Source organism: Martinezella lusitana, from assembly GCF_900094565.1.
GTDB lineage: Bacteria > Pseudomonadota > Alphaproteobacteria > Rhizobiales > Rhizobiaceae > Rhizobium > Rhizobium lusitanum.
On record NZ_FMAF01000003.1, the window covers coordinates 20,558 to 45,495 of the forward strand.

Consider the following 24,938-nt stretch of genomic DNA (forward strand, 5'->3'; position numbering starts at 1 on the left):
ATGTTCCCCTGCGAGCCTCTTCGGGCCTGCAGGGGAAGATGACCGCCTCAATCGCGAATTCCGCCAAGCCCACCATTGTCGCGCATGTCGCCGGATCTCGCCCCTCGACAGGACCCTTCGCGGATGCGAAGAATTCGGCATCATCAGCCAATTGGAGAAACGGTCACATGAGCAGCGCCCATCCCGAAGTCTATCTGGTGCGGCACGGGCAGACGGAGTGGAGCCTTTCCGGCAGGCACACGGGCCGAACCGACATTCCTTTGACCGCCGCCGGCGAAGAAGCCGCCCGCAAAGTCGCCGGGCGTCTGCCTGCCATCGATTTCGCCGCTGTCTGGTCGAGCCCGTCGCAACGCGCCCAGAATACCTGCGCGCTGGCGGGTTTCGGCGGTCGGCGCATTGTCAAGGACGATCTGGCGGAATGGGACTACGGCGCCTATGAGGGCATCACCACCAAGGCGATCCTGGCCGAACGCCCCGACTGGCAACTCTTCCGCGACGGCTGCCTGAACGGCGAGACGGCAGCCGATGTCGGTGCGCGCGCCGACCGGATCATCGACGAACTTCGCGCCATCGACGGCTCCGTCCTGATCTTCTCCAGCGCCCATTTCCTGCGGGTCTTTGCCACCCGTTGGGTCGGCCTGCCCCCGCAAGACGGCGCACGCCTGGTGCTCGACACGACAAGCATCAGCGTGCTCGGCTACGAACACGACCTGACCGAGCCGGTCATCCGTCGCTGGAACCAGGTCTAAAGGACACACCAACTCCGCGTCTCAGGCAACTGCCGACATCGCAAGCAGCCTGGCAATCCTCTCCGCCGCCGCATTCGCCGCAGCGGCCTCCATGCGGGCGATACCGAACAACATCCCCGGCCGCGATGGCCCGAGATGCAGCGACGACATGGCCCGCAATGCGAAGCCGTGAGAATTGATGGAGCGAACGGCCGCGACGTCATCGACGGCGATGTCCCGGAACCAACTCGCCAGTTGCTGGCCTCCGTTGCCTTCGCCGACATCAAGCCACGCGCCGCAATGACGATTGAGGGCGGAGACAACAGCGGCCATGCGTTCCGCGTAAACGGCATTCATATGCCTGAGATGCGCGCGAAACCGGCCTTCGTCGATAAAGTCGGCAAGGGCTGCCTGGATATGAACAGGCACGACCGCCCCTCTCAGCCGTTGCGCTGTCTCGACGGTCGCCACGAGCCTGGAAGGCACAACGGCATAGGCGACGCGCAGACCGGGCGCGAGCGTTTTCGAAAACGTGCCGAGATAGGCGACCACTTCGCCACGATCGATGCCCTGCAACGCGGCGATCGGGCGGGAGGCATACTGAAATTCACTGTCGTAATCGTCTTCCAGCACGATCGCGCCCGTGGCGCGGGCAAATTCGAGCAGCGCAAGGCGGCGTGACAGGCTCATGGTCACGCCGGTCGGATATTGATGCGAGGGTGTGACGTAGATCAGCCGCGGCGGCGGTCCGTCCGCCCGGGCAATATCGATGCCTTCCTCATCGCAGGGCACAGCCACCAGAGCGGCACCCGCCATCCGGAGCAATGCGTGCGCGGTGGCGTAGCCGGGATCCTCGATCCATGCGAAGCCACCGTTCGGATGATCTGCCCAGAGCAGAACGCTCGCAAGCAGGCTGATCGCCGCGCCGGTCGAAGGCACGATCAACACCTGTTCGGGACGGGCGATCACGCCGCGCGTCGCCGAAATATGGTCGAGGATTGCAGCGCGCAATTCTGGAATGCCGCCATGGGCGCCATAACCGAGATCATGCACCCGAAGTGACCGGCCGCGGGCGCCGAGACATCGCGCCCAGGCGGCATGGGGGAAAGCGGAGACATCTGGCACACCGGGCTCGAACAACCCACCCGTGGCGAACTCTGTGGTCTGGGACGAGTTGGGCGGTGGCGCTGCGACTTGCCCCTGCAGGGGTGGCGTCGAGAAAGCCGCAACGCGGGTTGCGGCACCTGTCGTCGATTGCAGATAGCCCTCCGCCTTCAGGCGGTCATAGGCGTTGACCACGGTTGAGCGCGCGACACCGAGCGAGATGGCCAGCGCCCGCGTCGAGGGCACGCGTTGCCCCGCTGGCATCTGCCCATGAAGGATACGGTCGCGCATCGCGCGATAGACCTGCCCTTCCAGATCACCCGAGGTCCGGTCGAGCGCCGGCCATTGCGCTATAGATGTCATCAAGCTCCAACTGGTCTGTTAAAAATCGAGAAACTGGCTGTTTATAGCCTACCTCTTTGCTGGCAGAGATCAACGATCAATCGATGAGGAAGACATGGCCGATCACTATCCGCCCGCCACAGAGGACTACCCGACTACTGAGCGCAGCCGCGTGCGGCGCAGCCCCCGCCGCGGCAGCCACGCCCGCGCCGAAGTCCACGCCATTCTGGATGCCTCTCCTCTCTGTCACGTCGGCTATGTCATCGATGGTGCGCCGTATGTGACACCGACCTTGCAGTGGCGCGAAGGCGAATACGTCTATTGGCACGGCTCGGCCGCCAGTCGCTTCCTGCGTGCGGCGGAAGACATGCCGGTCTGCGTGACCTGCAGCATCATGGACGGCTACGTGCTCGGCCGCTCCGCCTTCAATCATTCGGTCAACTACCGCTCCGCCATGGTCTTCGGCACCGCACGCCTGGTTGATGACGTCGAAGAGAAAGCCGATGCCTTGCGCCGCCTTATCGAAGACCTGTTTCCCGGCCGCTGGGACAGCCTGAGGCCGATGACGGGGCAGGAAGCGAAGGCGACATCGGTCCTGCGGATGAAAATCGACGAGGCGACTGCCAAGGTCCGCAACGGCCCGCCGGGCGACATCGACGAAGCGGACTACCCGGTCTGGGCCGGCGTCCTGCCCATAAGAAGCCAGCTGGCCCCGGCGCAAGCCGCGCCCGGCATGCCCGACGGGATCGCGCTACCGCAATCGCTCTCGGACCTGATAGGATCGGGCCGGATTCGCTGAGCTGCATTTGATGACCAAAGGACTTTGACATGGATCTTGCCAACTGGAGCGGCGTGCCACGCCCTGAAAGAATCACCCTCGAAGGTCGCTATGTGAGGATCGAACCGCTCGATCCGGCGCGCCATGGCGCGGAGCTGTTTGCCTCGGCACAGGCTCCCGGCGCCGAGGATCGCTTCCGCTATCTGTTCGAGGATGCGCCTGCCGATTATGCTGCCTTTTCTCCCTGGCTCGAAAAATCTGCCTCCAGCACGGATCCCCTGTTCTTTGCGGTGATCGACAAGCGGACAGGCCGTGCCGAAGGTCGCCAGGCCTTGATGCGCATCGATAGCACGCACGGCGTCATCGAGATCGGCAGCATCCTCTGGGGGCCGGCGATCGCCCGCAGCCGCGCGACCACCGAAACCCTCTATCTCTTTGCATCCTACGTCTTCGATACGCTCGGCTACCGCCGTTTCGAATGGAAGTGCAACAATCTCAATGAACCGTCGAAACGTGCCGCCGAACGCTTCGGCTTCACCTTCGAGGGCATTTTCCGTCAGCATATGGTCGCCAAGGGCCTGAACCGCGACACCGCCTGGTTCGCGATGATCGATGCCGATTGGCCGAGACTGAAGGCCGGGTATGAGCGCTGGCTTAGCCCCGAGAATTTCGACGAAGCCGGGCAGCAGAAGAGCAAGCTGACGTTCGGCTAACCAGCCAGAGCCCCTCTGGCGTGGTGTTTCGATGCCAAAGGGATTTTCGGCAGCACACGACGCGTTCGGTTTCCTCTATGCAACCAAGAATGCGCTTTGCATCAGCTCGACAACATCCGAAACCATCGGCCCCGTCACCTGCTGTGGATTTGGTGCTTCGCAAAACTCCCGCCAGATATAAAATGTCAGCTCGGCCCCATCCGTCTCCGGCTCGGCAGCAGGCCTGCCGAAGGAGGCGAGAACCCGATAGCGCTCATCCTTCCAGAACAGGGTCTCAAGCCAATCATAGACCGGTATGATATGGAAATGGATCGGATGCCCCGGCGAATGATCGTAACGGCCGATATAGACACGCTTGGGACGAAGCAGGGTTTCGACTTCCCGCTGCGCCCTGGCAAGGAGAGGACCAAGCGATACAAGCGCTCCGGTCGGCAGATCGTACAATGCGTTGGTTCCCGACTTGGAGCCGACCATCAGGTAGCCCGGCAGGACCGTGTCGATGCGATGGTTCACGCGCCAATGTTCGGTCTCGTGAATTCTGTACTTGGAAGGAATATCCAATTCCGACACCTTTTCATTGCCGTCAGGGCAGCCTTCCCTAGAACAGTCGTTGGACGAGCCGGATTCCCGACGTAGAGCAACCGAGGATGGCGAACTCGATCGGTGTCAGCAATATAATGAAACAAAAACACTTCTGTTCCACTCAAGATTCCGCTTCCGTGGCCGCAATCATCACGGTACATATCGCCTATATTCGCGCCAACCCACCTGATGACGATCCGAGGATAGTGGCATGACATTTCAGAGCAGTTCGCGTCTCTACGCTGCTGTTTCATCCCTGTTGTGGCCGGCCATCTTTTGCGCCGGACTGACGGGTTCGTATTTCGCGTTCCATTCGCAGATGCATCTGCTGTGGTTCAATGTCGTCTATCTCTCGGTCGTTGCGACAATCGCGCTCTTCGAGCGGCTCATGCCCTATGAGGAGACTTGGCTCGATGCCGATGGCGAAACGTTCAACAACCTCGCGCATACGCTTCTGAGCAAGGGGGCCGTACAGATCGCGGCGGCCATCGGCACGTCATTTCCGATGGCGGTGGCAATCGTTGCGCAACCTTTCCTGAGCCACAAGGCAAATATCTGGCCGGATCAATTGCCGATGGCCTTGCAGGTCGTGCTGGGACTCATCATCGCCGAATTCGGCCTCTATCTCGCCCATCGCCTGGCCCACGAGCACCTGTCGCTCTGGCGTTTCCATGCCTTGCATCACAGCGTCGAACGCCTGTGGGTCATCAATACCGGGCGCTTTCATATCATCGACAGCCTGTTCAAGATCGCGCTCAGCCAGATCCCGCTCTATCTGCTCGGCGCGCCGCTGCCGGTCTTCCTGTGGATCGGCGCCGTCACGGCCTTTATCGGCCTTCTGACCCATTGCAACATCGATGTGCGCACCGGCCCGCTCGACTGGATCCTGTCGACTCCGCGCCTTCACCGTTGGCATCACTCCAAGCTGCTTGCCGAGGGCAACACCAATTACGGCGAGAACCTTGTCATCTGGGACCAGATCCTCGGCACCTATTATAATCCGCCGCGCCCCTCCTCCATCGACATCGGCATCACCGGCAAGGTCGCCGACAGTTTCCTCGCCCAGCTTGTGCAACCCTTTTCCAAGAAGGGCGCCAAGCAGATCATCGGCAAGAAGCCGAAGGAATTGCGGGACAAGGAAGAGCTGGCTGCAAAGGCGGCTGCCGCCCGCGAGCAAGCCAACGAACCGATCCGCAAATCCAGCTAGCAACCCCTCCGGATCGTTGCACCAATCCGAATTTCCGGGTGGGCAAAATGTCGAACTCGCTCAGCAAAGGGCATCGGCTGCCACGAATCCCGGCCGGGCGAAAGCACGTAAATCCATTTCAATTCTAGAGGATATTGTCATTTAACGTGTATTGAAAAAGGCACCCGGGGGGGTTACCTAGGTCCACACAAATTATTCATGATGAAAGATTAGGAAAATCATTGAGATGGAAGGGAGGTTTACCACAGAATACCTCAAGCAACTCCATAGAATATTTTTTGTTTCTAGAGAAATAGATAGGCTTGAGCGAGAATTCATTAAGCAAGGCATAGCACATTTTCATGTCTCCGGCGCCGGGCACGAGTCGACGGCGCTGCTCAACGAATTCCTCCATGACGACGACTGGCTGCATCTGCACTATCGCGACAAGGCCCTGATGCTGGCGCGCGGCATGCCCATTCGTGAGTTCTTCTCGAGCCTGCTCGCCACAGCCAATTCCCATTCCGCCGGCCGGCAGATGAGTGCGCATCTATCCTCACGCGCGCTCAACATTACCTCCATCGTCGGCCCGGTCGGCAACAATGCGCTGCATGCGGTCGGTGTCGCCGCATCGCTGAAATACAAGCCCGGCATGCCGATCGCCATCTGCTGCGTCGGCGACGGTACGACCCAGCAGGGCGAATTCCTCGAAGCCGTGGCAGAAGCGGTTCGCAGCCAGTATCCGATTGTCTTCATCGTCGAGGACAACAGTTTCTCCATCTCGACACGGACCAGCAAGCAGACCTTCTTCGATCTGCCCGATGGCCCCGCATCCTCCTTCTACGGCATCGACATCATCCGCACTGACGGCGACGATCTGCCGGCCTCGCGAGAGGCCTTCCGCAAGGCCGTTCGCCACAGCCGCAACAACCGTACGCCGAGCATCGTGCTTCTCAATCTCGAGCGCCTGTCCGACCATACCAATGCCGACGACCAGAAGACCTATCGCACCCTGTTGGAGATCGAATCGGGCTCTTCCCGCGATCCACTTCCAAACTTGCGGGCGATGCTTCAAAAAGCGGGCGTCAGCGCTGATGCGCTCGAGAAGATCGAACAGGAACTGACAGCAGAAGTGCAGGCGGAAGCCGCACTCGCCCGCAAGGAAGATGCACCCGAGGTCGAGCCGGATGCAAAAGCCCCATACCCCGCCTCTTTCGCCAAAACGGCGGAGTATCGCGGCCTCGAGCGCGAAGCAACGCTGACCATGCGCGAGGCGCTGAACGGCGTGCTCGACAGGCAATTGGCCGCCAATCCCGAAGTCGTGCTGTTCGGCCAGGATATCGAAGATCCCAAGGGCGATGTCTTCGGCGTCACCCGCGGCCTCAGCACCAAATATCCCGAACGCGTTCGCAACGCAGCACTCACCGAATCCACCATCGTCGGCACCGCCGTCGGCCGGGCGCTCGCCGGGCAACGGCCGGTCGCCTTCCTGCAATTCGCCGATTTCCTGCCGCTCGCCTATAACCAGATCGTCTCGGAAATGGGCAGCATGTACTGGCGCACCAAGGGCGCCTGGGAATCTCCCGTGATCCTGATGGTGAGCTGCGGCGGCTACAAGCCCGGCCTCGGGCCATTCCACGCGCAGAGCTTCGAAAGCATGCTGGCCCATACGCCCGGCATCGATGTCGTCATGCCCTCCAGTGCCGGCGATGCCGCCGGCCTGCTGAATGCCGCGTTCGAATCGAGGCGCCCCACCGTTTTCCTCTATCCGAAAGCGGTGCTCAACAATTCCGACGGCCGCACCTCGACCGATCTCGACAAGCATTTCGTCCGTCCGGGCCTGTCGCGCTACGTTGCCCGCGGCCGCGACCTGACACTGGTCAGCTACGGCAACACGGTGTCTCTCTGTGCCAACGCCGCCAAGGCCTTCGAAGCGCAGGGTTTTTCCGTCGAGGTGATCGACCTCCGTTCCATCTCGCCGTGGGATGAAAGGGAAGTGCTGGCAAGCGCCAAGCGCACGAGACGGCTGATCGTCGTGCATGAAGACAACCGCACTGTCGGCATGGGCGCCGAGATCGTCGCCACCGTCACCGAAAAGGCCGACGTTCCCGTCGTCGTCCGCAGGCTTGCCCGCTCGGACGCGCATGTTCCCTTCAATTTCCGCAACCAGCTCGAAATGCTGCCGTCCTACAGCAAGCTCGTCGACCTGATGGCCGAGGTTCTCGAATGCGAGGTCACCTGGCACGAAGAGGATGATAGCGGCCCGACCGCCGCCATCAAGGCAATCGGCTCCGGTCCCGCCGACGAGAACGTGTTGATCACCGATCTCCTGGTCAAGCCGGGCGACACGATCGAGGTCGGTCAGCTCGTGGCCGTCGTCGAGGCGACGAAGGCCTCGGTGGAAATCTGTGCCAATATCGGCGGAGTCGTGCTCGAGGTCTTCGCAAGGATCGGTGACCAGATCGCCACCGACAGCACGCTTCTGACCGTTGACGCCAACCGGGATACGAGCGAACAGAACTTCGCTCTCGCCTCGGAGACGCAAAACAAGTTCGTGCTGCGCCGCCTGAAATCGCACTCCATTCCGGCACTGCGCCGTCATTCCGGCAGTTTCTCGGAAATAGCCGTCAGCGGCATCGGCTTTGCGACCGGCGCCCGCCGGGTCGCCAACGAAGACATCATCCATCATTGGCCGAACCGGCGCGCCGACGAAATCTTTGCACTGACAGGCATCAAGAGCCGGTTCTGGGTCGGTCCGGGAGAAGGCACGTTGAGCCTTGCGACAGCGGCCGTTCGCGATCTGCTGCGCCAGACCCAGATGTCGATCCACGACATCGATCTGGTCATCGCCGCGACGGGCACGCCCGATATCGCCACGCCGTCCCTTGCAAGCCGCGTCGCCGTTGCGGTCGCCGAAGACGGCGTGCGGCCGTCCCTTGCCGCCTACGATATGGGCGCCGCCTGTTCCGGCTATCTCTACGCGCTGCAGCAGGCCTACGATTTCATCGCGCAGCAGAATGACGCGAAGGTGCTGATCGTCACCTCGGAAGTGCTGTCTCCGCTGCTCGACATGAAGGATTTCTCCACCGCCATCCTGTTCGGCGACGCCGCCACCGCCAGCCTCGTGACCACCCGCGACATGGCGCGCAGCCCGCTATTTGCGGCGAGCCGCCCGACCATCAGCGGCCGCCCGGAACCGGGCGATCTTCTCTTCGTCCCTCTGCCGGATGAAGGCGTCATCGCCATGAACGGCCGCGCGGTCTTCACCGAGGCGGTGCACTCCATGTCCCGCTCGATCGAGGACGCTTGTGTCGACGCCGGCATTGAACTCGCCAATCTCGATCTGCTGGTGCCGCATCAGGCCAACCAGCGCATCATCGACACCATCGCCAAGCGCAGCGGCCGCCCGGCACTGAGCGTCATCGAGAACTACGGCAACACCAGCTCTTCGAGCATCCCGCTTGCCATGCTTCACGTCGCCAACGAACGGCCCGAGCCACTCAATCTCGGCCTCGTCGCTTTCGGCGGCGGCATGACATCGGGCGCGGCAATCGTGCGCACGATAAAATAGTCATCGCAGCAGCGGTTGCTGCCATTGCAGCCATCGCAGCCGAACAGGCAATCGCCGAACGCGAAGTCATGGCCAAGCAGGTGCGCGAGTCCGCCAACGTCGGCTCGACCCGTCCTGTCCAGCAGCATGAGACGGAGGCTCGCGCGACAACCGGATCGTCGCGCAGGAAAGCACCATTGCGGTCGCCAGCAAGAGCCGCGAGGAGTCGGAAGCTAGGCGAAAGCCGAAGCCGCACGCGCACTCGCCATCGCCTGCTCAAGGAAGCCGGCTTCGATGGTGACAATGCCATCTCGACGCTGCCTGGCAATCTGGGCGGCAAAACCGCTACCACGCAGTCAAGCGATGATAATGACGAAGATACCGAAGAGGCGGATAAGCCAGCTCAACCGCTGAGCCTGAGCGACCAAAAGCAAAACCCCGGAATCCGCAGTGGGTTCCGGGGTTTTTCGTAGAATTCACAAGCCAGGCTGGATTATGCCCTTGGGCGATTTCTCAGCGCCTCTGCCTCGGCATAGAACTTCTTTTCCCATTCCTTGTGGTTGTCGAGACCTTCCTTGATGAACGGCGTGAAGATCGCCAGGTTCATCAAGGCCCAGTTGACAAAGCGGGCCGGGAATTTCAGCGGCTTGACGAAATCGACGAAGAGCACCACGCGGGTCTTGTCGGTGTGGTTCCAGGCTTCATGCTCGTAGGCGTCGTCAAAGATCAGCGCCTTGCCTTCCTGCCAATGGCAAATCTGCTTGTCGACGCGAATGGCGAGCTGGTCTTGTGGTTCTGGCACGATGAGGCCGAGATGCAGGCGCAACACGCCGTTATAGGGGCCGCGATGCGCGGGAAGATGCTTGCCGGGCTCGAAAATGGAGAACATGGCGGTCGTCAGCCCGGGGATTTTCTGTACCGCCGCCCAGGTGTTCGGGCATGCCTTAATGTTTTGCTCGGACTTCACGCCGAAACCGAGAAGGAAGAAGGTCTTCCAGCGGGTGTCGGTCGAGATGGTCTTCACATCGGTGGAGATGTCCTGGAATGTCGGCAGCTCGCTCTGGCGCAGCAGCACCTTTTCGAGCTCCGCGCGGATCGCCGGATAATCCTTCTCGATCTCGGCCGCCCAGGGGAAGGTCGCGCTGTTGTAGACCGGCGGATTGCCGAGCTTGGCATATTTCAGATTGAGGCCTTCGGCCCAGGCAACGATGCCCATGAAAAAACGTGTCAGGGCGCTCGGGCGGTCCATCGGCGCGATGCCGGTTGTGCCAAAGGTTTGTTCCGGAGCATGAGATTCGGTGGAAGTGGGAGCAGGTGCGCTCAAGGGGCTCTCCGTCATGTCTGTCTTTAGGGCGGTCAGGGAGGAAGGCTGCCTCAGGGGGAATCTGCACGGAAATTCCGGGGGAGCAACAGGTTCGACGCTTTCAATGCTCGCCCGCCCGTTCCTGATTGACGCCGGACTCCTCTGTTATGCGATGATCATAATAAGCGTTTATATGAGTTGATTAGTCGAATTTCGCAAGAGAGTCCGTTCACAACGAGCGGTGATTTGTCGTGGATTGAATCTCCGGTGATTTCTCGAAGAAATTCACCCCAGAATTGGCAAAAATACGGCACGACAGACCTGAGCCATCCGCCTAGATGGTTTGAGCCAGAATTATTAGCCGGACAACGGCAAATCCGGCAATCAGGGCCCCTAGCGACAGAAAAACGGACAGGCCGACATAAGCCACGAAGGGCATCCATTGGCCGCGCTCCCAAAGCACGACGCTCTCCAGCGCAAACGTTGAAAACGTCGTGAACCCGCCCAGAATGCCTGTTGTCAGAAAAAGCCGAAGCTCCTGCGACACTCCGCCACGGAAGGCGAAATATTCCGTCAGCACCCCCATGATGAACGCGCCGACGACATTGATGATAAGCGTACCGAACGGAAATTCGCCCCCGAACAGACGAGCAGCAAGCTCGTTGACGCCGAGACGGAAAGCGCCACCCAATCCGGCGCCAAGAAAAACGACAAGATAGATCACGACAATCTCCCGCTGCGGTTAAGCGCCGATATTCACGTCCACGACATTGCCGATCAAAACATCTTGATCATCAGCTTCGCAATGCTCGAGACAATCGCAAAGCGACCTTATTGAATGTCCCGCTCCTGTTGTAGCGGCGGCGGGGCCTGATTGTTTTTGCGATCATCTTCACTGCGTCCATTCATGGCGATGTCGCGAATATGGCGAAGAGGGATACCGGAGGGAATGTGGCCGGAGGCCGCGCTCTTTGCGATGCCGAGACGCTGCGACAAATAGATGCTGGTATGGCCGCTGCAGATGTAGGCAAGAAAACAGGCGACGGCGAGATAGACCGTATGCGTCGCGCCGAAGAGCTCGATGCCCATGATCATGCAGGCGAGCGGCGTGTTGGTGGCCCCGGCAAAGACGGCGACGAAACCCAGACCTGCAAAGAGATCGGCCGGCGCGCCGAGGATCGCCGCAAGCGCATTGCCGAGTGCGGCACCGATAAAGAACAGCGGCGTCACTTCCCCGCCCTTGAAGCCGGCGCTGAGGGTAACGATCGTGAAAACTGCCTTCCAGAACCAGCTCCAATAATCGACATCAGCCGGATCGAAGAAGCCGAGGATCGTCGCGTCGGCAGGATTGGGCGACCAGACGCCAAGCCCGAGATATTCCCGGGTGCCAAGCAGATAGACGAGACCGATCAGCACGGCACTGGCGATGACAGGCCGCAGCGGCGCGTAAGCACAGAGCTTCTTGAAGGCCGCAGACGCTATATGCGAGATCTCGCTGAAGCAGCGCGCCATCAGGCCGAAGAGCACGCCGGCGACGCCGACTTTGACAAGCAGCAGCGCATCGAGATGGAACGTGCTCGCCGGCGTGCCTGAGAGATAGCCGATATGGTACTGGATATGCTCGATGCCCCAGGCATGGCAGGTCCAATCGGCTGTTATCGCGGCCGCAAGGCTCGGGATCAGCGCTTCATACTGCATGCGCCCGATCGTCAGCACCTCAAGCGCAAAGACAGCACCCGCGATCGGCGTCCCGAAGACCGCGCCAAAGCCTGCAGCTATGCCCGCCATGAGGAGTATGCGGATCTCGGCATGACTGAGGCGGAAAACCCTCGCGAAGGCGCTCGCAATGCTGCCGCCGAGCTGCACCGCCGTTCCCTCGCGCCCCGCCGAGCCACCAACCAAATGCGTCAGAACAGTCGACACGAGAATGAAGGGCGCCATGCGCAGCGGCACGCCGCCGCCAGGCTCGTGGATCTGGTCGACGATCAGGTTGTTGCCGCCTTCCGCGCCGCGGCCGAAGCGCTGATAGACCAACACCATCAGGAAACCGGCAACGGGCATCAGGAAGATCAGCCAGGGATGTTCGAAACGCGCCGCCGTTGCCCTATCCAGGCTCCACAGAAACAGTGCGCAGAGCGAACCGACGGCTACCGCCATCGGCACGACAAGCGCTACCCATTTGAACAGGCCGCGAAATTGCTGAAAACGATGTTGAAAGAACAGAGATGCGGACATCATTTCGCCCCTCCCGCAGCACCGAAATTGGCTCTGTCGGGGACAATGGATATGAAATCTGAAAGAGATAACGGCAATAAAAAAGACATGACTCTACTCCCTCGCCTTTCGAGGCGCTTTGAGTAGGAGTCATCAGCTTCCCTGGAAAATTCAAGGCAGCGGTTCGGCCACCATGGCCCGGCAGAAATCCATTACCGTTGGATTTTTCATACAGACAGGAAAGCGCCTCTGTCAATCCGGGCGCCCGCCAACTCTGTTTCCATCAATCGGCCTTGGCGATCATTTCGATCGGCGCAATCAGGCCGCTTCCGACCGACATGCCGACATTGCCCACGCGCTCCGCCGCCCTCGGCCCCATCAGTGCGCCGAGGCTCAGCGTCTGACCGCCAACGGCAGCGCTGGCACGCATCTCCTGCGCCATCCGGATCGCCAGAGCGCTGCGGTCCTGCTCGGATTCCACGGTGAAGCCGGCCTCTTTGAGCAGTTGACGATAGGTTTCGGGGCTGCGGACGAAGCTCGTTTCCGGCGTCATCGCCCAGGGCATCGGATAGGGCAGCGCGCCGTCGCGCATCTGCATGACTTCGTAGAGACCAAACCGGCCGCCGGGCTTCAGCACACGCCGCGCCTCGGCAAACAGACGCGCCTTGTCCTCGATGTTCATGCCGACATGGATCAGCGTCGCTCGGTCGAAGCTTTGGTCGGCAAAGGGAAGCGCCAGAGCACTCGCCTGCCGAAACGACACCTGCGCGGCCATGCCGCAACGCTCGGTCAGGACATTGGCGACCTTGACGAATTCATCGGTCAGATCGACGCCGGTGACCGCGCAGCCATAGGTGCTGGCGATATAGCGCGCCGGCCCGCCAAGCCCTGATCCGATGTCGATGAGCCGCAGACCATCACTCACGTCGAGGTCCCGAGCAAACTCCCGCGTGGCTTCGCGCCGCCCGAGATGGAATTCATCGATCCCAGCAAGGTCGTCGATACTGAGATGATCGATATCCTTGCCGCCCGCGGTAAGTGCCGCAAGGAGCGTCTCCTCCAGTGATCCATGCGTATAGTGGCTAGCAACCTTTTCTTCGGTGGACATAACACCTCCTCCCACAACCTCGTATCCGGAGCTTTCATGGAGGAATGCTGCGCCTGCCTCCGTATCCCGTCAAGCAATTGCGATAATATGGGTGGACCTTAATGAAGCGGCCGCCCGAAGGCGGCCGTTTGAATGTCGAGATGAAGCCGAGACGGCGTCAAACCTTCAGTTCGCGCCGCTCCGTCTCCGTCACCATGGCGAGATCCAGCACGCGCTGCAAGTTGGCAGCGTGGCGGAAGCTCGGGTCCTGGCTGCTGCCGGTCATAACAGCCTCGGCGAAGCGCTGATAGTTGGTCAACACCGGCGGCACCTCGATGACCCTCCACGTCGCCGTTTCGGTGTCATCGCCAAGGCAGCCGCGCAGTTCGGAACCATTCGGGCTATGAGACACCTCAAGGCCGCCGCGCTCGCCATAGATACGCAGCTTCAGCTCGTTCAGATGTCCTGTCGCCCAACGACTCGCGTGCACCACACCGAGCGCACCGTTGGCAAAATCGACCGACATCGAAAAGCTGTCGTTCGCATCCAGCGTATACTCGCCGATGCGCTCGTCCGGCGCCTTGTTGAAGGTCTTCAGCCGGGCGAAGACATGGTCGATATCGGTCGCCGCGCCATAGGCGGCGAAATCGAGAATATGGATGCCGATATCGCCAAGAACGCCGTTGGAGCCATGACCGGTGGACAGCCTCCAGAGCCACTTGGATTCGCTGCGCCAATCGCCCCATGCCCTGGAGACGAGCCAGCTCTGCAGATAGGATGCTTCCACATGCTTCACTGTGCCGATCTCGCCCGAGATCACCATCTCGCGCGCCTTCTGCAGTTGCGCGACATTGCGATAGGTCAGGTTGACCATGTTGACGACGCCTGCCCTTTCGGCCGCCTCCGTCATCTCAAGCGCTTTTTCATAGTTCTCCGCGAGCGGCTTCTCGCAAAGAACGTGCTTGCCGGCGACAAGCAGCGGCAGGGTCGTCGGATGATGGGCCTTGTCGGGCGTGACGTTGGTCACCGCATCGAATTCATTCCAGGCCAGCGCCTCATCCAGCGACGAGAAGCGGTTCCTGATGTCGAACGTATCGCAAAAGGCTGTGAGCCTCGTCGCATCCGTATCGACGGCGCCAACGATCTCGACGCCGGGAATACGGGCGAAATGCTCCACATGGTTCTTCGCCATGCCGCCCGTGCCAACTACTATGAGACGCATATTATACCTCAGCGATAACCGGCTTCGCCGGCTTGGTGCAGTCTTGGGCCACGCTCGACGATCGGCTCCAGCGCCTTTTCGACCGGCACATTCGGCGCATCGTGGATACTCGCCTGCGTGCCGAGCGGATTATGGGCCCATTTCACGGAGTTGATCAGCACCTTGTGGACGGTGTCGTTGTGATAGGTCGGGTAAGTCTCGTGGCCGGGGCGGAAATAGAAGATATTGCCCGCGCCACGGCGCCAGGTCATGCCGGAACGGAAGACTTCGCCGCCCTGGAACCAGGAGATGAACACCGTTTCCAGCGGCTCGGGAACGGAGAACTGCTCGCCGTACATTTCCTCGTTTTCGAGCTCGAAATGCTCGCCAAGTCCGGCCGCGATCGGGTGACGCGGATTGATGACCCAGAGGCGTTCGCGCTCGCCGGCCTCGCGCCACTTCAACGCGCAGGGCGTGCCCATCAGCCGCTTGAACACTTTCGAGAAATGACCGGAATGCAGGACGATGAGACCCATGCCTTCCCAGACGCGCCTGGCTACGCGCTCGACGATCTCGTCCTTGACGGCGCCGTGGTCCTTGTGGCCCCACCAAAGCAGGACATCGGTATCCTTCAGCCGGGCCTCGCTGAGGCCATGCTCCGGCTCCTGCAACGTTGCAGTAGTCGCCTCAATACCAGCATCGGCATTCAGCGCCTTGGCGATCGTCGTATGCATACCTTCCGGATAAATCTCGGCGACGACCTTGTTTGTTTGCTCATGGATGTTCTCGCCCCAAACGACGGCACGAATAGTCATTACGGCACTCCTCTTATACCATTGAAATTGAATAGGTTATTCGGTCCAAAGCGCTTTGGAAAAGCGCCGCTTTTAAAGCCTCCAGCAGCCATCCTGCGCAAGACATAGTGCGTCCCCGGTGATTTGACAAAGGCAAAAACGGCCATGGATAACACCTGCTTTTTCAGTGCGACACGGATTTTGAAAAGAGATTGACGACAAGGACGCCGGCGATGATCAGCACCAGGCCGACGATGGCGGCAAGATCGAGTTTCTGGCGGAAAAACACCAGCCCAACAGCTGAAATCAACACGATGCCGAGCCCACTCCAGATGGCGTAGGCAATGCCCACCGGAATGACCCGCAGCGTTACCGAAAGACAATAGAAGGCGGCGGTGTAGCAGACTACCAGCACGGCCGTCGGGCCGAAGCGGGTGAACTGCTGCGACATCTGCAATGCCGTCGTACCGATCACTTCCAGCACGATCGCAACCAGCAGCATTGCATAGACCGATGCATTCGCCATTCCGTCTTCTCCGATGTTCCTAAAGTTGCGTGAGCTCGATCAGCCGCTCGACCAACCTGTGGCGGGCGCTCTCGTCCATGTCCTGACTGCCGAGCAAGTCCGCCAGCCAGATCCCGTCGGTCGCGAGCCTGACGATTGCCGCATCCACTGAGGAGTCCGTTCCGACATATTCCTCGCTACGCTCGCGCACCCAGTCATGCCAGCGCTGGCGCAATTGCGGCTCGCTGAGCAGCACCATCGTCACCTGCGCCCAATCTTTCGTTCCCTGCGGCTGGTCGCGCAGCGAAAGGCAGGCGTGGAGATAGCCGCGAGTAAAGCGTCCGTGCGGCAGTGGATCGGCGCGCATCGCCTCCTCTATCGCCGCATCCAGCCGCTCGATCAGGCTGTCGAACAGGGCTTCGAGGAGCATGTTCTTGCTGGGAAAATGATGCAGCAATCCGCCCTTGCTGACACCCGACGCGCCGGAAACGGCGTCCAACGTCACCGCCGTCATCCCCTTTTCCGAGGCCAGCCGCGCGGCCACCTCCAGCAATTGCCGGCGGACGAACAGAGGCTGCTTTTTCCTATGGTGCGCAGTGGACATGGCGGCATAACATACCAATTAGACGGTTTCGTCAACGAACTATTCGGCAGCCCTAAATTTCATGAATTCCAGACATCATCCGGGCCATTCTCTCCTCAATTCACGCAATGATGCGCGACATCATTCTCATCGAAGATCGACACCTTTGCCGCATCGACGGCGAAGGCAATCGGCGAACCGGCAATGACGGTGGTCATGCCCGGATCCGTGCCGATGATCTTCGAACCGTCCTTGAGCCGAACATGAACGAGCGAGCGGTCGCCCAGGCGCTCTACCGTCTCGACGTGACCGGCAATGCTACCTTTTTCCGCTGCCGTGACCACCAGATGCTCCGGGCGGATGCCGAGCGTCAAAGCAGAGCCTCCGATACCGTTGAGCGGCACCGCCGTGTTGATGACCGAGCCATCCGGCAAAGTCGCAGTTGCAAGGCCGCCTGCTTCGCCGACGCTAGCCATGGTAATAAAGTTCATTCCGGGAGAGCCGACGAACTGCGCGACATAGCGGGTTGCCGGGCGCGTATAGATCTCGACAGGCGTGGCCACCTGTTCGATCTTCTTGTTGTTGAGCAGCACGATACGGTCGGCAAGCGTCATCGCCTCCACCTGGTCGTGCGTCACGAACACCATGGTCGCTCCCAGCCGCTCATGCAGCTGCGCCAGCTCGACGCGCGTGCGAGTCCGCAGGCCGGCGTCGAGATTGGACAGCGGCTCGTCAAACAGGAAGACATCGGGCTCGCGCACGATGGCGCGGCCGATCGCTACGCGCTGGCGCTGGCCCCCCGACAGCGCCGAAGGCTTGCGATCCAGAAGATGCGGCATCTCTAGAATCTTCGCCGCAGCCTCGATGCGTCGTTCGATCTCGGCCTTCGGCGTTTTGATGTTGCGCAGGCCGAAGGACATGTTGTCGCGAACGGTCATATGCGGATAGAGCGCGTAGGATTGGAATACCATCGATACGCCGCGCTCGCCAGGCGGCAGCTGATCGACCCGCCGCCCGCCGATCCAGATCTCACCGCTGGTGATCGACTCCAGGCCCGCGATCATCCGCAGCAACGTCGACTTGCCGCAGCCGGAGCCGCCGAGGAACACGACGAACTCCCCGCGCTCGATCGTCAGATCGATGTCGTTGAGAACCTGCACGGCACCAAAATGCTTGGTGAGGGACTTGATGTTGATTCCTGCCACTTTCTCCTCCTGCTGAAAACTTGAATTTTGCCAGATCTGCCATTCATCCCGTCCCGGCCCTTCGGATTATTGCCGAGGGGACGGGACTTTCCGCATTGGTTTATTTGACGGCACCGACGGCAACGCCCCTTGTGAGCGTACGCTGGAAAATCAGGAAGAAGATCACCGTTGGCGTGATGCCGAGCAAGGAGGCCGCCGCAATCGCTGTTGGTTCCTGCGTATTCGATCCCGACAGCACGCCCATGGCGACGGAGACCGTCTGGTTGTTGTTGGAGACCAGGAACACCAGGGGGATCAGAAACTCGTTCCAGGTCCAGATGAAGAAGAAGGTCGCGAGCACGGCGAGCGTGGGCCGCATCACGGGGACGATCACCAACCAAAGGATTTGCCAGCGGCTCGCATTGTCGATCTGCGCCGCTTCGATGATCTCGCGCGGAAATGTCGCCATGACCGATGAGAGAAGAAAGGTGCCGAAAGCGGTATGCAGGACGCCGAGGATCAGGATCACCGAGAGCATCGAGTCGAACAGCCCAACCTGCTTTGCCATGTAGTAAAGCGGATAAACCAGCGCTTCCTGCGGCGCCATGATGGCGATCAGCAAGAGAACCAGCAAGGCCTGCCCGCCACGCACCCGCCCGATGCCGATGGCATAGGCGTTGAGCAGGCTGAGGACGACAGCCAGTATGGCTGTGCATCCACTGATAAGGATGCTGTTGAAGAGCTTCCGGGGGAAATCGACTGTCGCCCAGAAGTTCTTGAGCGCCGTCAGGTCGAAGCTCTGCGGGAAGGCGAGCGGACCATTGGCGGCATAATCCGAAGGCGTCTTGATGGCGTTGAAAGCCGCCAGGAAGAACGGAAACAACGTTCCTGCCAGGAAGACGAGCAGGATAGCCAGAACGATCCAGCGGCCAACCCCCTTTCCTTGGCGATGATGCACCGAAGCAACCGAGTTAGAGAGCGAAGACGTAGCTGTCATATTAGTGCCCTCCCTCGGACTGTTTCGATTGCATGCGCAGGAACACGATGCCGAGCACGATGGTCACGATTGTCTGTAGCGTCGCGATCGATGCGGCATAACCGACGCGGTTCGTTGTGAAGAAATGATAGTAGGAAAGATAAGACGGAACCGTCGTCGCATTGTCCGGGCCGCCTGATGTCAGGACATAGATTGGCGCAAAAACCTTGAGGGCCGCGATCAGCGTCGTGAGAGCGACCACGAAAATCTCGGGCATGAGCATGGGAATGGTGATGGAGCGGAAGCGACCGAACCAGCTCGCATTGTCGAGCTCGGCGGCTTCGTAAAGCGACGGATCGACGCGCGCCAATCCGGACATGAAGACGACAAGGCAATAGCCGACCTGAACCCAGACGATGACAGCTGAAACCGCCCAAAGGGCATAGTTTGCATCCCCCAGCCAGTTCTTCGCCATGAAATCAAGGCCGATCGCCCTCAGCACCGCGTTGATGATGCCGATGGGATTGAGGATCCATCCCCATAGAATACCAACCGCGGTCAGCGGCAGGATTTGCGGCAGGTAGAAGCCGGCGCGAAAGAAACTCGACCATGTCTCGCTGAACTGCGCACTGATATAGTCGAACAGCACTGCCGCCAGCACCAGCCCCAGAAGAATGGGCACGATCGTCATCGAGATGATGAACAGCAGCGTATGCTGGATCGAGCCCCAGAAGGCGGCATCCTGGAGCAGCCTCTGATAGTTCTCAAATCCAACATAGCGAGGCGGGATGACGCCGCCCTTCCATGTCGTGAAGCTGATCGCGAAATTGGCAATCAGCGGAATGAGCACCACTACCGCAAACCCCAGCATGCCGGGGATCATGTAGAAATAGTACCCCGCTTTGCCGGCGCTCCTCGAATTCTCCATCGAATTCCTCCAGTCCGATACGGCGAGGCGGCATGAAAGCCGTCCCGCCGTTGTGATTGTCGCCGATGGTGTTATTGGGCCGCCTGCACGTCGTCATAGGCCTTCTTCAGGCGTACGACGAATTGATCAGGCGTGGTCGAGCCATTGACCAGGCCGGTCGTCGCCTGGATCAGCAGTTCGTAATAGCCAGGCACCGGCCAGTCCGGGTAGAAGCCGAGGCCACCCTTGCCGGAGATCTGGTTGAAGAGCTCGACGTTGCGCTTGCCGACTTCGTCGGTGACCGAGGCCGGATCGGCGGCAATGGCAACACCACCGAGATTGGCCTGCATGTTCTGGTTTTCCTTGCGCAGGACGAGATCGATGAACTCGTACGAGAGATCCTTGTTCTTGGCGCTCTTCGGCACCATGAACAGGTTGCCGGTCGAACCCACGCTGTACTTCGGGGTCGGGAAGATGAACTGACTCCACTTGAAGTTCTTGATCGAACTCGCGAAGTTGCCGTTGTTCCAGGTGCCGCTGACAAACATCGGAGCTGTGCCCGATGAGAAGAGATTGTCGGCGCCGCCGGTACCCTTCAGGCCGGTCGAATCCTTCGAAATATAACCCTTGCTCACCCAGTCGGCGATCTTCTGAGCGGCAAACAGGAAGGGCTTGGTATCAAGCGGCGCCTTGAGCCCCTGATAGTTCTTGACCCAGGTGTCGTCAGCCTGCGTCAGTGCAAGCGTATAGACCAGATGCTGTGCGTTGGAATCCACCGTACCATAGGCAAGCGGCGTAATGCCCTTCTTCTTGAAAGTGTCCAATGCAGCTTCGAACTCGTCCAGCGTGGTCGGCACTTTCACGCCGTTAGCCTGGAACATGTCGATATTGTAGAAAACCGAAACGAATTCGCCATAGACGGGAATGCCGATAATTGGGCCCGAACCGTAGATGCCGTTCCCATCGTATTTGCTGAGCTGGCTATTGGTTTCGTTGAGGATCTTATCCCAGCCTCGCGACTTGAATTGATCGTCGAGTGGCGTCAGCAGACCTTGCGAGGCGACGAGGCCAGCCGTGGCATTGCCCTTGTTGTACTCCAGAACATCAGGTGCCTGATCCGAGTTGAGGATGAGGCTGCCTGCCTTCTGCAATTGTTCGAAAGTCTTCTGTTCGAAATTGATCGTAACGTCGGGATGCTTTGCTTTCAGTTCTTCCAGCGCCTTGGTCCATGCCTTGGCCTGCGAAGTATCCGGCAGTTCGAACCACCAGACGTTAAATGTCTTGCTCTGCGCTTGCGCCACACCGGCGGCAAGCAGAAGCGACATGCCGGCGGAGATCGCCAGCTTCGAAAAAATATTCATACATTCTCCTCCACCATGCGAACCTTGACGGTATCTGTCCGATGACATGGCCCGCGCTGCCATCGGCGTTTTCCTCTCACCTGCGCCAAGCGCCCGCCTGTCCCATGAGACAAGGTGCGGACGCTCGACAGTTCCTCCGTTGGGGTATCCCGTCATGCCCTGAGCGTCGATCACTCAGGGCATTTCATTAACGCACAACTTGCTTCCTAAATCGATGCAGTTTTGCGGATGCATGCATTACTCGATGAAGTCCCCACCCCGGCTTGCCTTGAGATAGTTCAGGCCATGAACCTGGCCAGTCATTTCGAGCGCATCGCGATAGACCGGGTCATGCCAGCCCTCAATGTCGATGGAGCCGGACCAGCCGGCCAAGCGCAGCTCGGAAATGATGTCGGTCCAGTTGCTGTCACCAAAGCCCGGCGTGCGCATGAAGACGAACTGCTCCTTGCCGAAGATGCCGTGCTCCTTGATGACATCCCAGCGGATCGTCGCATCCTTGCCGTGGACGTGGAAAATCTTTTTGGCCCACTTGCGGATCTGCGGCAGCGGTTCGATCAGATAGACCATCTGATGGCACGGCTCCCATTCCAACCCGATATTGTCGTCCGGAGTCTCGTTGAACATCAGTTCCCAGGCATCGGGATTATGCGCGATGTTCCAATCGCCGGTCGCCCAGTTGCCGTCCATGGCGCAGTTCTCGAAGGCAATCCTGATGCCCTTGTCGGCGGCCCGCTTGGCAAGCTCGCTCCACACCTGCTTGTAGCGCGGCAGGCTGTCAGTGAGCGGCTTGTTGCGGATGCGCCCGGTAAAACCGGCAACGCAGGTCGCGCCGAAATGGTGGGCGTTGTCGATGCAGTCCTTCCAGCCCTGCAGCGTCTGCAGGTCCATCTCGCGCTCTTCAAGCGGATTGCCGAACATGCCGAGTGTCGAGATGGTGATGTCGCGGCCGCCGATGGCGTCGAGGCAGCGCTTGCCGAGCTCGCCGAGGTTCTGGCCGTTGGTCGTCTGCCAGAAGAAGGGTTCGAAGCTCTCGAAACCGAGATCGGCGATCTTGGCGATACCCTGGGCGGCATCCTCGTTCGTCGCCCTGATCATCGTGCCGATGCGGATGGCCTTTGCCGGATTAGTCATGATGTCACTGTCCTTGTGCTGAAATGTCGACGCGCCGGCCCGTCTTGGCGCTCTCGATAGCGCCGAGAACCATGGCGAGGCTGCGGATGTTGTCGCGGCTTTCGGTTTCGGGCGGCTTGCCCGTCTTTATCGCCTCGATGAAGGAGGCGATGACGCTGGCATGACCATGCGTCTCCTCCTCATGCTTCGGGCCGGGAACCTCGATTGGGGTGAAGCCATGCAGCAGCCCCGGCTCATGGCCGGCAATGGTGGCCTCGAAATCCTCCTCGCCATCCCAGGTCAGCATGCCCTTGCTGCCGGTCAGCCGCCACTGGCTTTCCCAGCTCGTGCGCCGTCCCTCAGCGCACCAGGAGCCCCGATAGCTGAAGACGACATCGTCGGAAAAGTCGAAGAGCGCATGAGCCGATGCACCATGCTTGTACCAGGAGCCCACAGGGTTCTTCTCGAGGCAATAGACCGAGACCGGCACTTTGCCGGAAACGAAACGGGCGGCATCGAAGGTATGGATCGCCATGTCGAGCAGCAGCACATTGTCCATTTCCTCGCGGAAGCCGCCGAAATGCGGCCCGAGGAAGAAATCGCAATGAATACCCGTGAGTTCGCCGATTGCTCCCTCTTCCACGAAGCGCCGCAGGCGGCGAATGCCCGAGATGAAACGGCGGTTCTGGATGATGGCATGGACCTTGCCCGCCTTAGCGGCAAGATCGATCAGCGCCGCACCCTCGGCGAGCGACGTCGCCATCGGCTTTTCGCTGAGCACGTGGCAACCGGCTTTCAGCGCCGTCGAGACCACACCGAAACGCGCGGCCGGAATGACGACGTCAAAGACCAGGTCGGCCTTGGTCGCGGCGATGACCTCGGCCAGATCCGAGCCGATGACGGCATTGTCGAGGGAAAACTCCTTGGCAAGATTCTCCGCGGTCGACCGGTTGAGATCAACCAGGCCCACGATCTGAATGGATTGGGCAAGCGATGGCGTCGAGGCGATGGCTTTAAGCCAGCCCTTGGACATAGCTCCGCACCCGCACAAAATGGCATTAAATTTCACGATATCCTCCAGCGGCCGGTGTCGAACCCCTCATGACACGCGCTCCGTAAACGTTTACGATACTATGCGAAAAGATTTTCCTGTGTCAATAGAGGAGGACAACGGAAAATGGCGCATGGAGGAAAACCGCAGCCGATGAAGGGAATTCGTCAGCTTGCCGACCATCTCGATATCTCGATCGGCACAGTATCACGCGCGTTGAACGGCAAGCCTGATGTCAACGAGGAGACCCGCAAGCGCGTACTCGCCGCCGCCGAACAGCTAGGCTATGTGGCCAACCAATCGGGGCGCAGCCTGCGGCAAGGCACGACAAACGTCATCGGCTTGATGATCCAATCCAGCAGGGAAACGGTTGAAAACAGCGACAACTTCTTTCTGACCGTGACGGGCGGGCTGCAGAGCGTGTTTTCGCGCCACAACCTCGATCTGATCATGCTCCCCTGCCCGAACGATGAAGATCCCTACGAGTATCTGAAGCGCATGGTAGCGAGACGCGTCGTCGATGCGATGATCATTTCGGAGACGCAGCGCATCGACAAGCGCTTTGATCTGCTCGCCAAAGCGAAGATCCCTTTCGCAGCACTTGGCCGCAGCCTCTCGGGCGCGCAGCATCCCTGGGCCGACCTTGATTTTGACGGCGTTGCCAATTGCGCTGTCGACCGGCTCGTCGCGCATGGGCACCGCCGCATTGCCATCAGCACTCCCGCCAGCGACATCAACCTCGGCTTCGTCTTCGTGGAGGGTTATCGTCGCGCGCTGGAGCGGCACGGCATCTCCTACGACCCGGCGCTGGTCATCCGGGCCAAATCGAGCGAACAGGGCGGCTATCAGGTCGCCGACGAACTGCTTCGCGTCGACGACAGGCCGACGGCCGTGATCCTGATCTACGAATTGATGGCCATCGGCCTCTATAGGCGGATGATGGAGACCGGCATCATTCCGGGGCGCGATATTGCCGTCGTGGGCTTTCGCGAGGCGCCGCGCGCCAAGTTCCTGCAACCACCGCTCACCTGCTTTCGCACATCCCTGCACGATCTCGGTGTCGAACTGGCCGAAATCCTGCTCTCCAGCATGCCCGCCTACAGCCACATCTACCCCAAGACGAGGCGCCAGACGATCTGGCCGCTCGAACTCGTTCCCGGGGAAAGCGATGCTTTTCAACGGACGAGCATCAAATAAAGCAGCGCTGAAACGCCGCACCGGCCCTGCCGACGGTTGCGGCACCTTCTGTCAGTTGCCATGTAGGATATCGCAAACAGGGATCATGGCTTGAGCGAAGAAACCATCACACTTTACGAGGCGATCGGCGGCGATCGGACCGTGCGGGCGCTGACGGCGCGCTTCTACGAGCTGATGGACACGCTGCCGGAAGCGGCCAACTGCCGGGCCGTCCATCCGCCGAGCCTCGAAGGCTCCCAGGAGAAATTCTACGAATATCTGACCGGCTATCTTGGCGGGCCGCAGCTCTACATCGAGAAGCGCGGCCATCCGCGCCTGCGCAGCCGGCATTTCGTCGCCGCCATCGGCCCCAGGGAGCGCGACGAGTGGCTGCTGTGCTTCCGCCGCGCCATGGACGAGACCATCGACAACGAGAAGCTGAGAGCGATCATCTGGGAGCCGATCGAGCGGCTGGCTTTCCACATGCAGAACCGGGAATGAGG

24 protein-coding genes, 1 pseudogene and 1 riboswitch are annotated in these 24,938 nt (G+C 60.2%); of the genes and pseudogenes, 9 read left to right on the forward strand and 16 right to left on the reverse strand.

Going from position 1 to position 24,938, the window contains the following annotated elements; all coding sequences use genetic code 11:
* Positions 1-167 precede the first annotated feature (167 nt).
* Entirely contained in the window at positions 168-749 is a 582-nt protein-coding gene (locus GA0061101_RS06390) for a histidine phosphatase family protein (protein WP_092573281.1), read from the forward strand.
* Positions 750-770: 21 nt separating this feature from the next.
* Here GA0061101_RS06390 and pdxR read toward each other — a convergent pair whose 3' ends face one another.
* A complete protein-coding gene (pdxR, locus tag GA0061101_RS06395) occupies positions 771-2,195 on the reverse strand; it encodes a MocR-like pyridoxine biosynthesis transcription factor PdxR (protein WP_092573282.1) in 1,425 nt (474 codons plus the stop codon).
* A 94-nt stretch (positions 2,196-2,289) separates the two neighbouring features.
* Here pdxR and GA0061101_RS06400 point away from each other — a divergent pair, with 94 nt between their 5' ends.
* Both GA0061101_RS06400 and GA0061101_RS06405 read left to right on the forward strand, forming a co-directional pair.
* Positions 2,290-2,973 (forward strand): pyridoxamine 5'-phosphate oxidase family protein, encoded by a 684-nt coding sequence (locus tag GA0061101_RS06400; RefSeq protein WP_092573283.1) that lies wholly within the window; start codon positions 2,290-2,292, stop codon positions 2,971-2,973.
* Between the two features lie 29 nt (positions 2,974-3,002).
* Positions 3,003-3,665, forward strand: coding sequence for a GNAT family N-acetyltransferase (locus tag GA0061101_RS06405; RefSeq protein ID WP_037195050.1), 663 nt, complete (start codon positions 3,003-3,005; stop codon positions 3,663-3,665).
* 75 nt (positions 3,666-3,740) lie between these two features.
* Here GA0061101_RS06405 and GA0061101_RS06410 read toward each other — a convergent pair whose 3' ends face one another.
* The gene (locus GA0061101_RS06410; protein ID WP_092573284.1) at positions 3,741-4,226 is read right to left on the reverse strand and encodes an HIT family protein; all 486 of its coding nucleotides are present in this window, start codon (positions 4,224-4,226) and stop codon (positions 3,741-3,743) included.
* A 232-nt stretch (positions 4,227-4,458) separates the two neighbouring features.
* Between GA0061101_RS06410 and olsE the strand changes: the two genes are divergently transcribed.
* The 3 genes and pseudogenes from olsE to GA0061101_RS06425 form a co-directional block, all read left to right on the forward strand.
* Entirely contained in the window at positions 4,459-5,454 is a 996-nt protein-coding gene (olsE, locus tag GA0061101_RS06415; protein ID WP_037195053.1) for an ornithine lipid hydroxylase OlsE, read from the forward strand.
* A gap of 226 nt (positions 5,455-5,680) precedes the next feature.
* Positions 5,681-9,004 (forward strand): thiamine pyrophosphate-dependent enzyme, encoded by a 3,324-nt coding sequence (locus tag GA0061101_RS06420; protein ID WP_092573285.1) that lies wholly within the window; start codon positions 5,681-5,683, stop codon positions 9,002-9,004.
* Between the two features lie 26 nt (positions 9,005-9,030).
* A pseudogene (locus GA0061101_RS06425) lies at positions 9,031-9,268 on the forward strand (flotillin family protein); the annotation flags it as partial.
* Positions 9,269-9,476: 208 nt separating this feature from the next.
* On the opposite strand, the gene olsC reads toward GA0061101_RS06425, so the two are convergent.
* The 3 genes from olsC to GA0061101_RS06440 form a co-directional block, all read right to left on the reverse strand.
* Entirely contained in the window at positions 9,477-10,322 is an 846-nt protein-coding gene (olsC, locus tag GA0061101_RS06430; RefSeq protein WP_080760682.1) for an ornithine lipid ester-linked acyl 2-hydroxylase OlsC, read from the reverse strand.
* Positions 10,323-10,620: 298 nt separating this feature from the next.
* Positions 10,621-11,010: a fluoride efflux transporter CrcB gene (gene crcB, locus GA0061101_RS06435; RefSeq protein WP_092573286.1), complete on the reverse strand. Its 390-nt coding sequence runs from the start codon at positions 11,008-11,010 to the stop codon at positions 10,621-10,623.
* 107 nt (positions 11,011-11,117) lie between these two features.
* Positions 11,118-12,347: a voltage-gated chloride channel family protein gene (locus GA0061101_RS06440; RefSeq protein ID WP_483426003.1), complete on the reverse strand. Its 1,230-nt coding sequence runs from the start codon at positions 12,345-12,347 to the stop codon at positions 11,118-11,120.
* Here GA0061101_RS06440 and GA0061101_RS41300 point away from each other — a divergent pair.
* Positions 12,255-12,647: a hypothetical protein gene (locus tag GA0061101_RS41300; protein ID WP_483426004.1), complete on the forward strand. Its 393-nt coding sequence runs from the start codon at positions 12,255-12,257 to the stop codon at positions 12,645-12,647. The genes GA0061101_RS06440 and GA0061101_RS41300 overlap by 93 nt on opposite strands.
* Positions 12,638-12,726, reverse strand: a riboswitch (Fluoride riboswitch). (Overlaps the previous gene by 10 nt.)
* 57 nt (positions 12,727-12,783) lie before the next feature.
* Here the strand turns inward: GA0061101_RS41300 and GA0061101_RS06445 are convergent.
* The 11 genes from GA0061101_RS06445 to GA0061101_RS06495 form a co-directional block, all read right to left on the reverse strand.
* Complete coding sequence (locus GA0061101_RS06445) at positions 12,784-13,608, reverse strand: class I SAM-dependent methyltransferase (protein ID WP_047562469.1); 825 nt, start codon at positions 13,606-13,608, stop codon at positions 12,784-12,786.
* 157 nt (positions 13,609-13,765) lie between these two features.
* A complete protein-coding gene (locus tag GA0061101_RS06450) occupies positions 13,766-14,809 on the reverse strand; it encodes a Gfo/Idh/MocA family protein (protein ID WP_092573287.1) in 1,044 nt (347 codons plus the stop codon).
* An 8-nt stretch (positions 14,810-14,817) separates the two neighbouring features.
* Positions 14,818-15,603 carry a ThuA domain-containing protein gene (locus GA0061101_RS06455; protein WP_047562465.1) on the reverse strand — a complete coding sequence of 262 codons (786 nt, stop codon included), beginning with the start codon at positions 15,601-15,603 and terminating at the stop codon, positions 14,818-14,820.
* A gap of 163 nt (positions 15,604-15,766) precedes the next feature.
* Complete coding sequence (locus GA0061101_RS06460; RefSeq protein ID WP_037195076.1) at positions 15,767-16,108, reverse strand: DMT family transporter; 342 nt, start codon at positions 16,106-16,108, stop codon at positions 15,767-15,769.
* 19 nt (positions 16,109-16,127) lie between these two features.
* A complete protein-coding gene (locus GA0061101_RS06465; protein WP_037195079.1) occupies positions 16,128-16,691 on the reverse strand; it encodes a TetR/AcrR family transcriptional regulator in 564 nt (187 codons plus the stop codon).
* A gap of 95 nt (positions 16,692-16,786) precedes the next feature.
* Positions 16,787-17,875: an ABC transporter ATP-binding protein gene (locus GA0061101_RS06470; RefSeq protein WP_037195081.1), complete on the reverse strand. Its 1,089-nt coding sequence runs from the start codon at positions 17,873-17,875 to the stop codon at positions 16,787-16,789.
* A gap of 100 nt (positions 17,876-17,975) precedes the next feature.
* Positions 17,976-18,851: a carbohydrate ABC transporter permease gene (locus GA0061101_RS06475; protein WP_080760681.1), complete on the reverse strand. Its 876-nt coding sequence runs from the start codon at positions 18,849-18,851 to the stop codon at positions 17,976-17,978.
* 1 nt (position 18,852) lies between these two features.
* The gene (locus tag GA0061101_RS06480) at positions 18,853-19,758 is read right to left on the reverse strand and encodes a carbohydrate ABC transporter permease (RefSeq protein ID WP_037195084.1); all 906 of its coding nucleotides are present in this window, start codon (positions 19,756-19,758) and stop codon (positions 18,853-18,855) included.
* A 71-nt stretch (positions 19,759-19,829) separates the two neighbouring features.
* On the reverse strand, positions 19,830-21,098 hold the full coding sequence (locus GA0061101_RS06485; protein WP_037195087.1) for an ABC transporter substrate-binding protein: 1,269 nt from the start codon (positions 21,096-21,098) through the stop codon (positions 19,830-19,832).
* Positions 21,099-21,335: 237 nt separating this feature from the next.
* A complete protein-coding gene (locus GA0061101_RS06490) occupies positions 21,336-22,229 on the reverse strand; it encodes a sugar phosphate isomerase/epimerase family protein (protein WP_047562463.1) in 894 nt (297 codons plus the stop codon).
* Between the two features lie 4 nt (positions 22,230-22,233).
* A complete protein-coding gene (locus tag GA0061101_RS06495) occupies positions 22,234-23,277 on the reverse strand; it encodes a Gfo/Idh/MocA family protein (RefSeq protein WP_047562461.1) in 1,044 nt (347 codons plus the stop codon).
* A gap of 135 nt (positions 23,278-23,412) precedes the next feature.
* Here GA0061101_RS06495 and GA0061101_RS06500 point away from each other — a divergent pair, with 135 nt between their 5' ends.
* Together GA0061101_RS06500 and GA0061101_RS06505 are read left to right on the forward strand one after the other, a co-directional pair.
* The gene (locus GA0061101_RS06500; RefSeq protein ID WP_092573288.1) at positions 23,413-24,456 is read left to right on the forward strand and encodes a substrate-binding domain-containing protein; all 1,044 of its coding nucleotides are present in this window, start codon (positions 23,413-23,415) and stop codon (positions 24,454-24,456) included.
* A 90-nt stretch (positions 24,457-24,546) separates the two neighbouring features.
* On the forward strand, positions 24,547-24,936 hold the full coding sequence (locus GA0061101_RS06505) for a group II truncated hemoglobin (protein ID WP_092573289.1): 390 nt from the start codon (positions 24,547-24,549) through the stop codon (positions 24,934-24,936).
* Positions 24,937-24,938: the final 2 nt, after the last annotated feature.

Bases quoted from the DNA above. Each gene is read 5' to 3' on its own strand.
- GA0061101_RS06475 (WP_080760681.1), bottom strand. From the start codon at position 18,851: ATGACAGCTACGTCTTCGCTCTCTAACTCGGTTGCTTCGGTGCATCAT.
- GA0061101_RS06445 (WP_047562469.1), bottom strand. From the start codon at position 13,608: ATGTCCACCGAAGAAAAGGTTGCTAGCCACTATACGCATGGATCACTG.
- olsE (WP_037195053.1), top strand. From the start codon at position 4,459: ATGACATTTCAGAGCAGTTCGCGTCTCTACGCTGCTGTTTCATCCCTG.
- GA0061101_RS06420 (WP_092573285.1), top strand. From the start codon at position 5,681: ATGGAAGGGAGGTTTACCACAGAATACCTCAAGCAACTCCATAGAATA.
- GA0061101_RS06400 (WP_092573283.1), top strand. From the start codon at position 2,290: ATGGCCGATCACTATCCGCCCGCCACAGAGGACTACCCGACTACTGAG.
- GA0061101_RS06465 (WP_037195079.1), bottom strand. From the start codon at position 16,691: ATGTCCACTGCGCACCATAGGAAAAAGCAGCCTCTGTTCGTCCGCCGG.
- GA0061101_RS06480 (WP_037195084.1), bottom strand. From the start codon at position 19,758: ATGGAGAATTCGAGGAGCGCCGGCAAAGCGGGGTACTATTTCTACATG.
- GA0061101_RS06405 (WP_037195050.1), top strand. From the start codon at position 3,003: ATGGATCTTGCCAACTGGAGCGGCGTGCCACGCCCTGAAAGAATCACC.
- GA0061101_RS06500 (WP_092573288.1), top strand. From the start codon at position 23,413: ATGAAGGGAATTCGTCAGCTTGCCGACCATCTCGATATCTCGATCGGC.
- pdxR (WP_092573282.1), bottom strand. From the start codon at position 2,195: ATGACATCTATAGCGCAATGGCCGGCGCTCGACCGGACCTCGGGTGAT.
- GA0061101_RS06490 (WP_047562463.1), bottom strand. From the start codon at position 22,229: ATGACTAATCCGGCAAAGGCCATCCGCATCGGCACGATGATCAGGGCG.
- GA0061101_RS06455 (WP_047562465.1), bottom strand. From the start codon at position 15,603: ATGACTATTCGTGCCGTCGTTTGGGGCGAGAACATCCATGAGCAAACA.
- GA0061101_RS06460 (WP_037195076.1), bottom strand. From the start codon at position 16,108: ATGGCGAATGCATCGGTCTATGCAATGCTGCTGGTTGCGATCGTGCTG.
- GA0061101_RS06450 (WP_092573287.1), bottom strand. From the start codon at position 14,809: ATGCGTCTCATAGTAGTTGGCACGGGCGGCATGGCGAAGAACCATGTG.
- GA0061101_RS06390 (WP_092573281.1), top strand. From the start codon at position 168: ATGAGCAGCGCCCATCCCGAAGTCTATCTGGTGCGGCACGGGCAGACG.
- olsC (WP_080760682.1), bottom strand. From the start codon at position 10,322: ATGACGGAGAGCCCCTTGAGCGCACCTGCTCCCACTTCCACCGAATCT.
- GA0061101_RS06440 (WP_483426003.1), bottom strand. From the start codon at position 12,347: ATGCCCGTTGCCGGTTTCCTGATGGTGTTGGTCTATCAGCGCTTCGGC.
- GA0061101_RS06485 (WP_037195087.1), bottom strand. From the start codon at position 21,098: ATGAATATTTTTTCGAAGCTGGCGATCTCCGCCGGCATGTCGCTTCTG.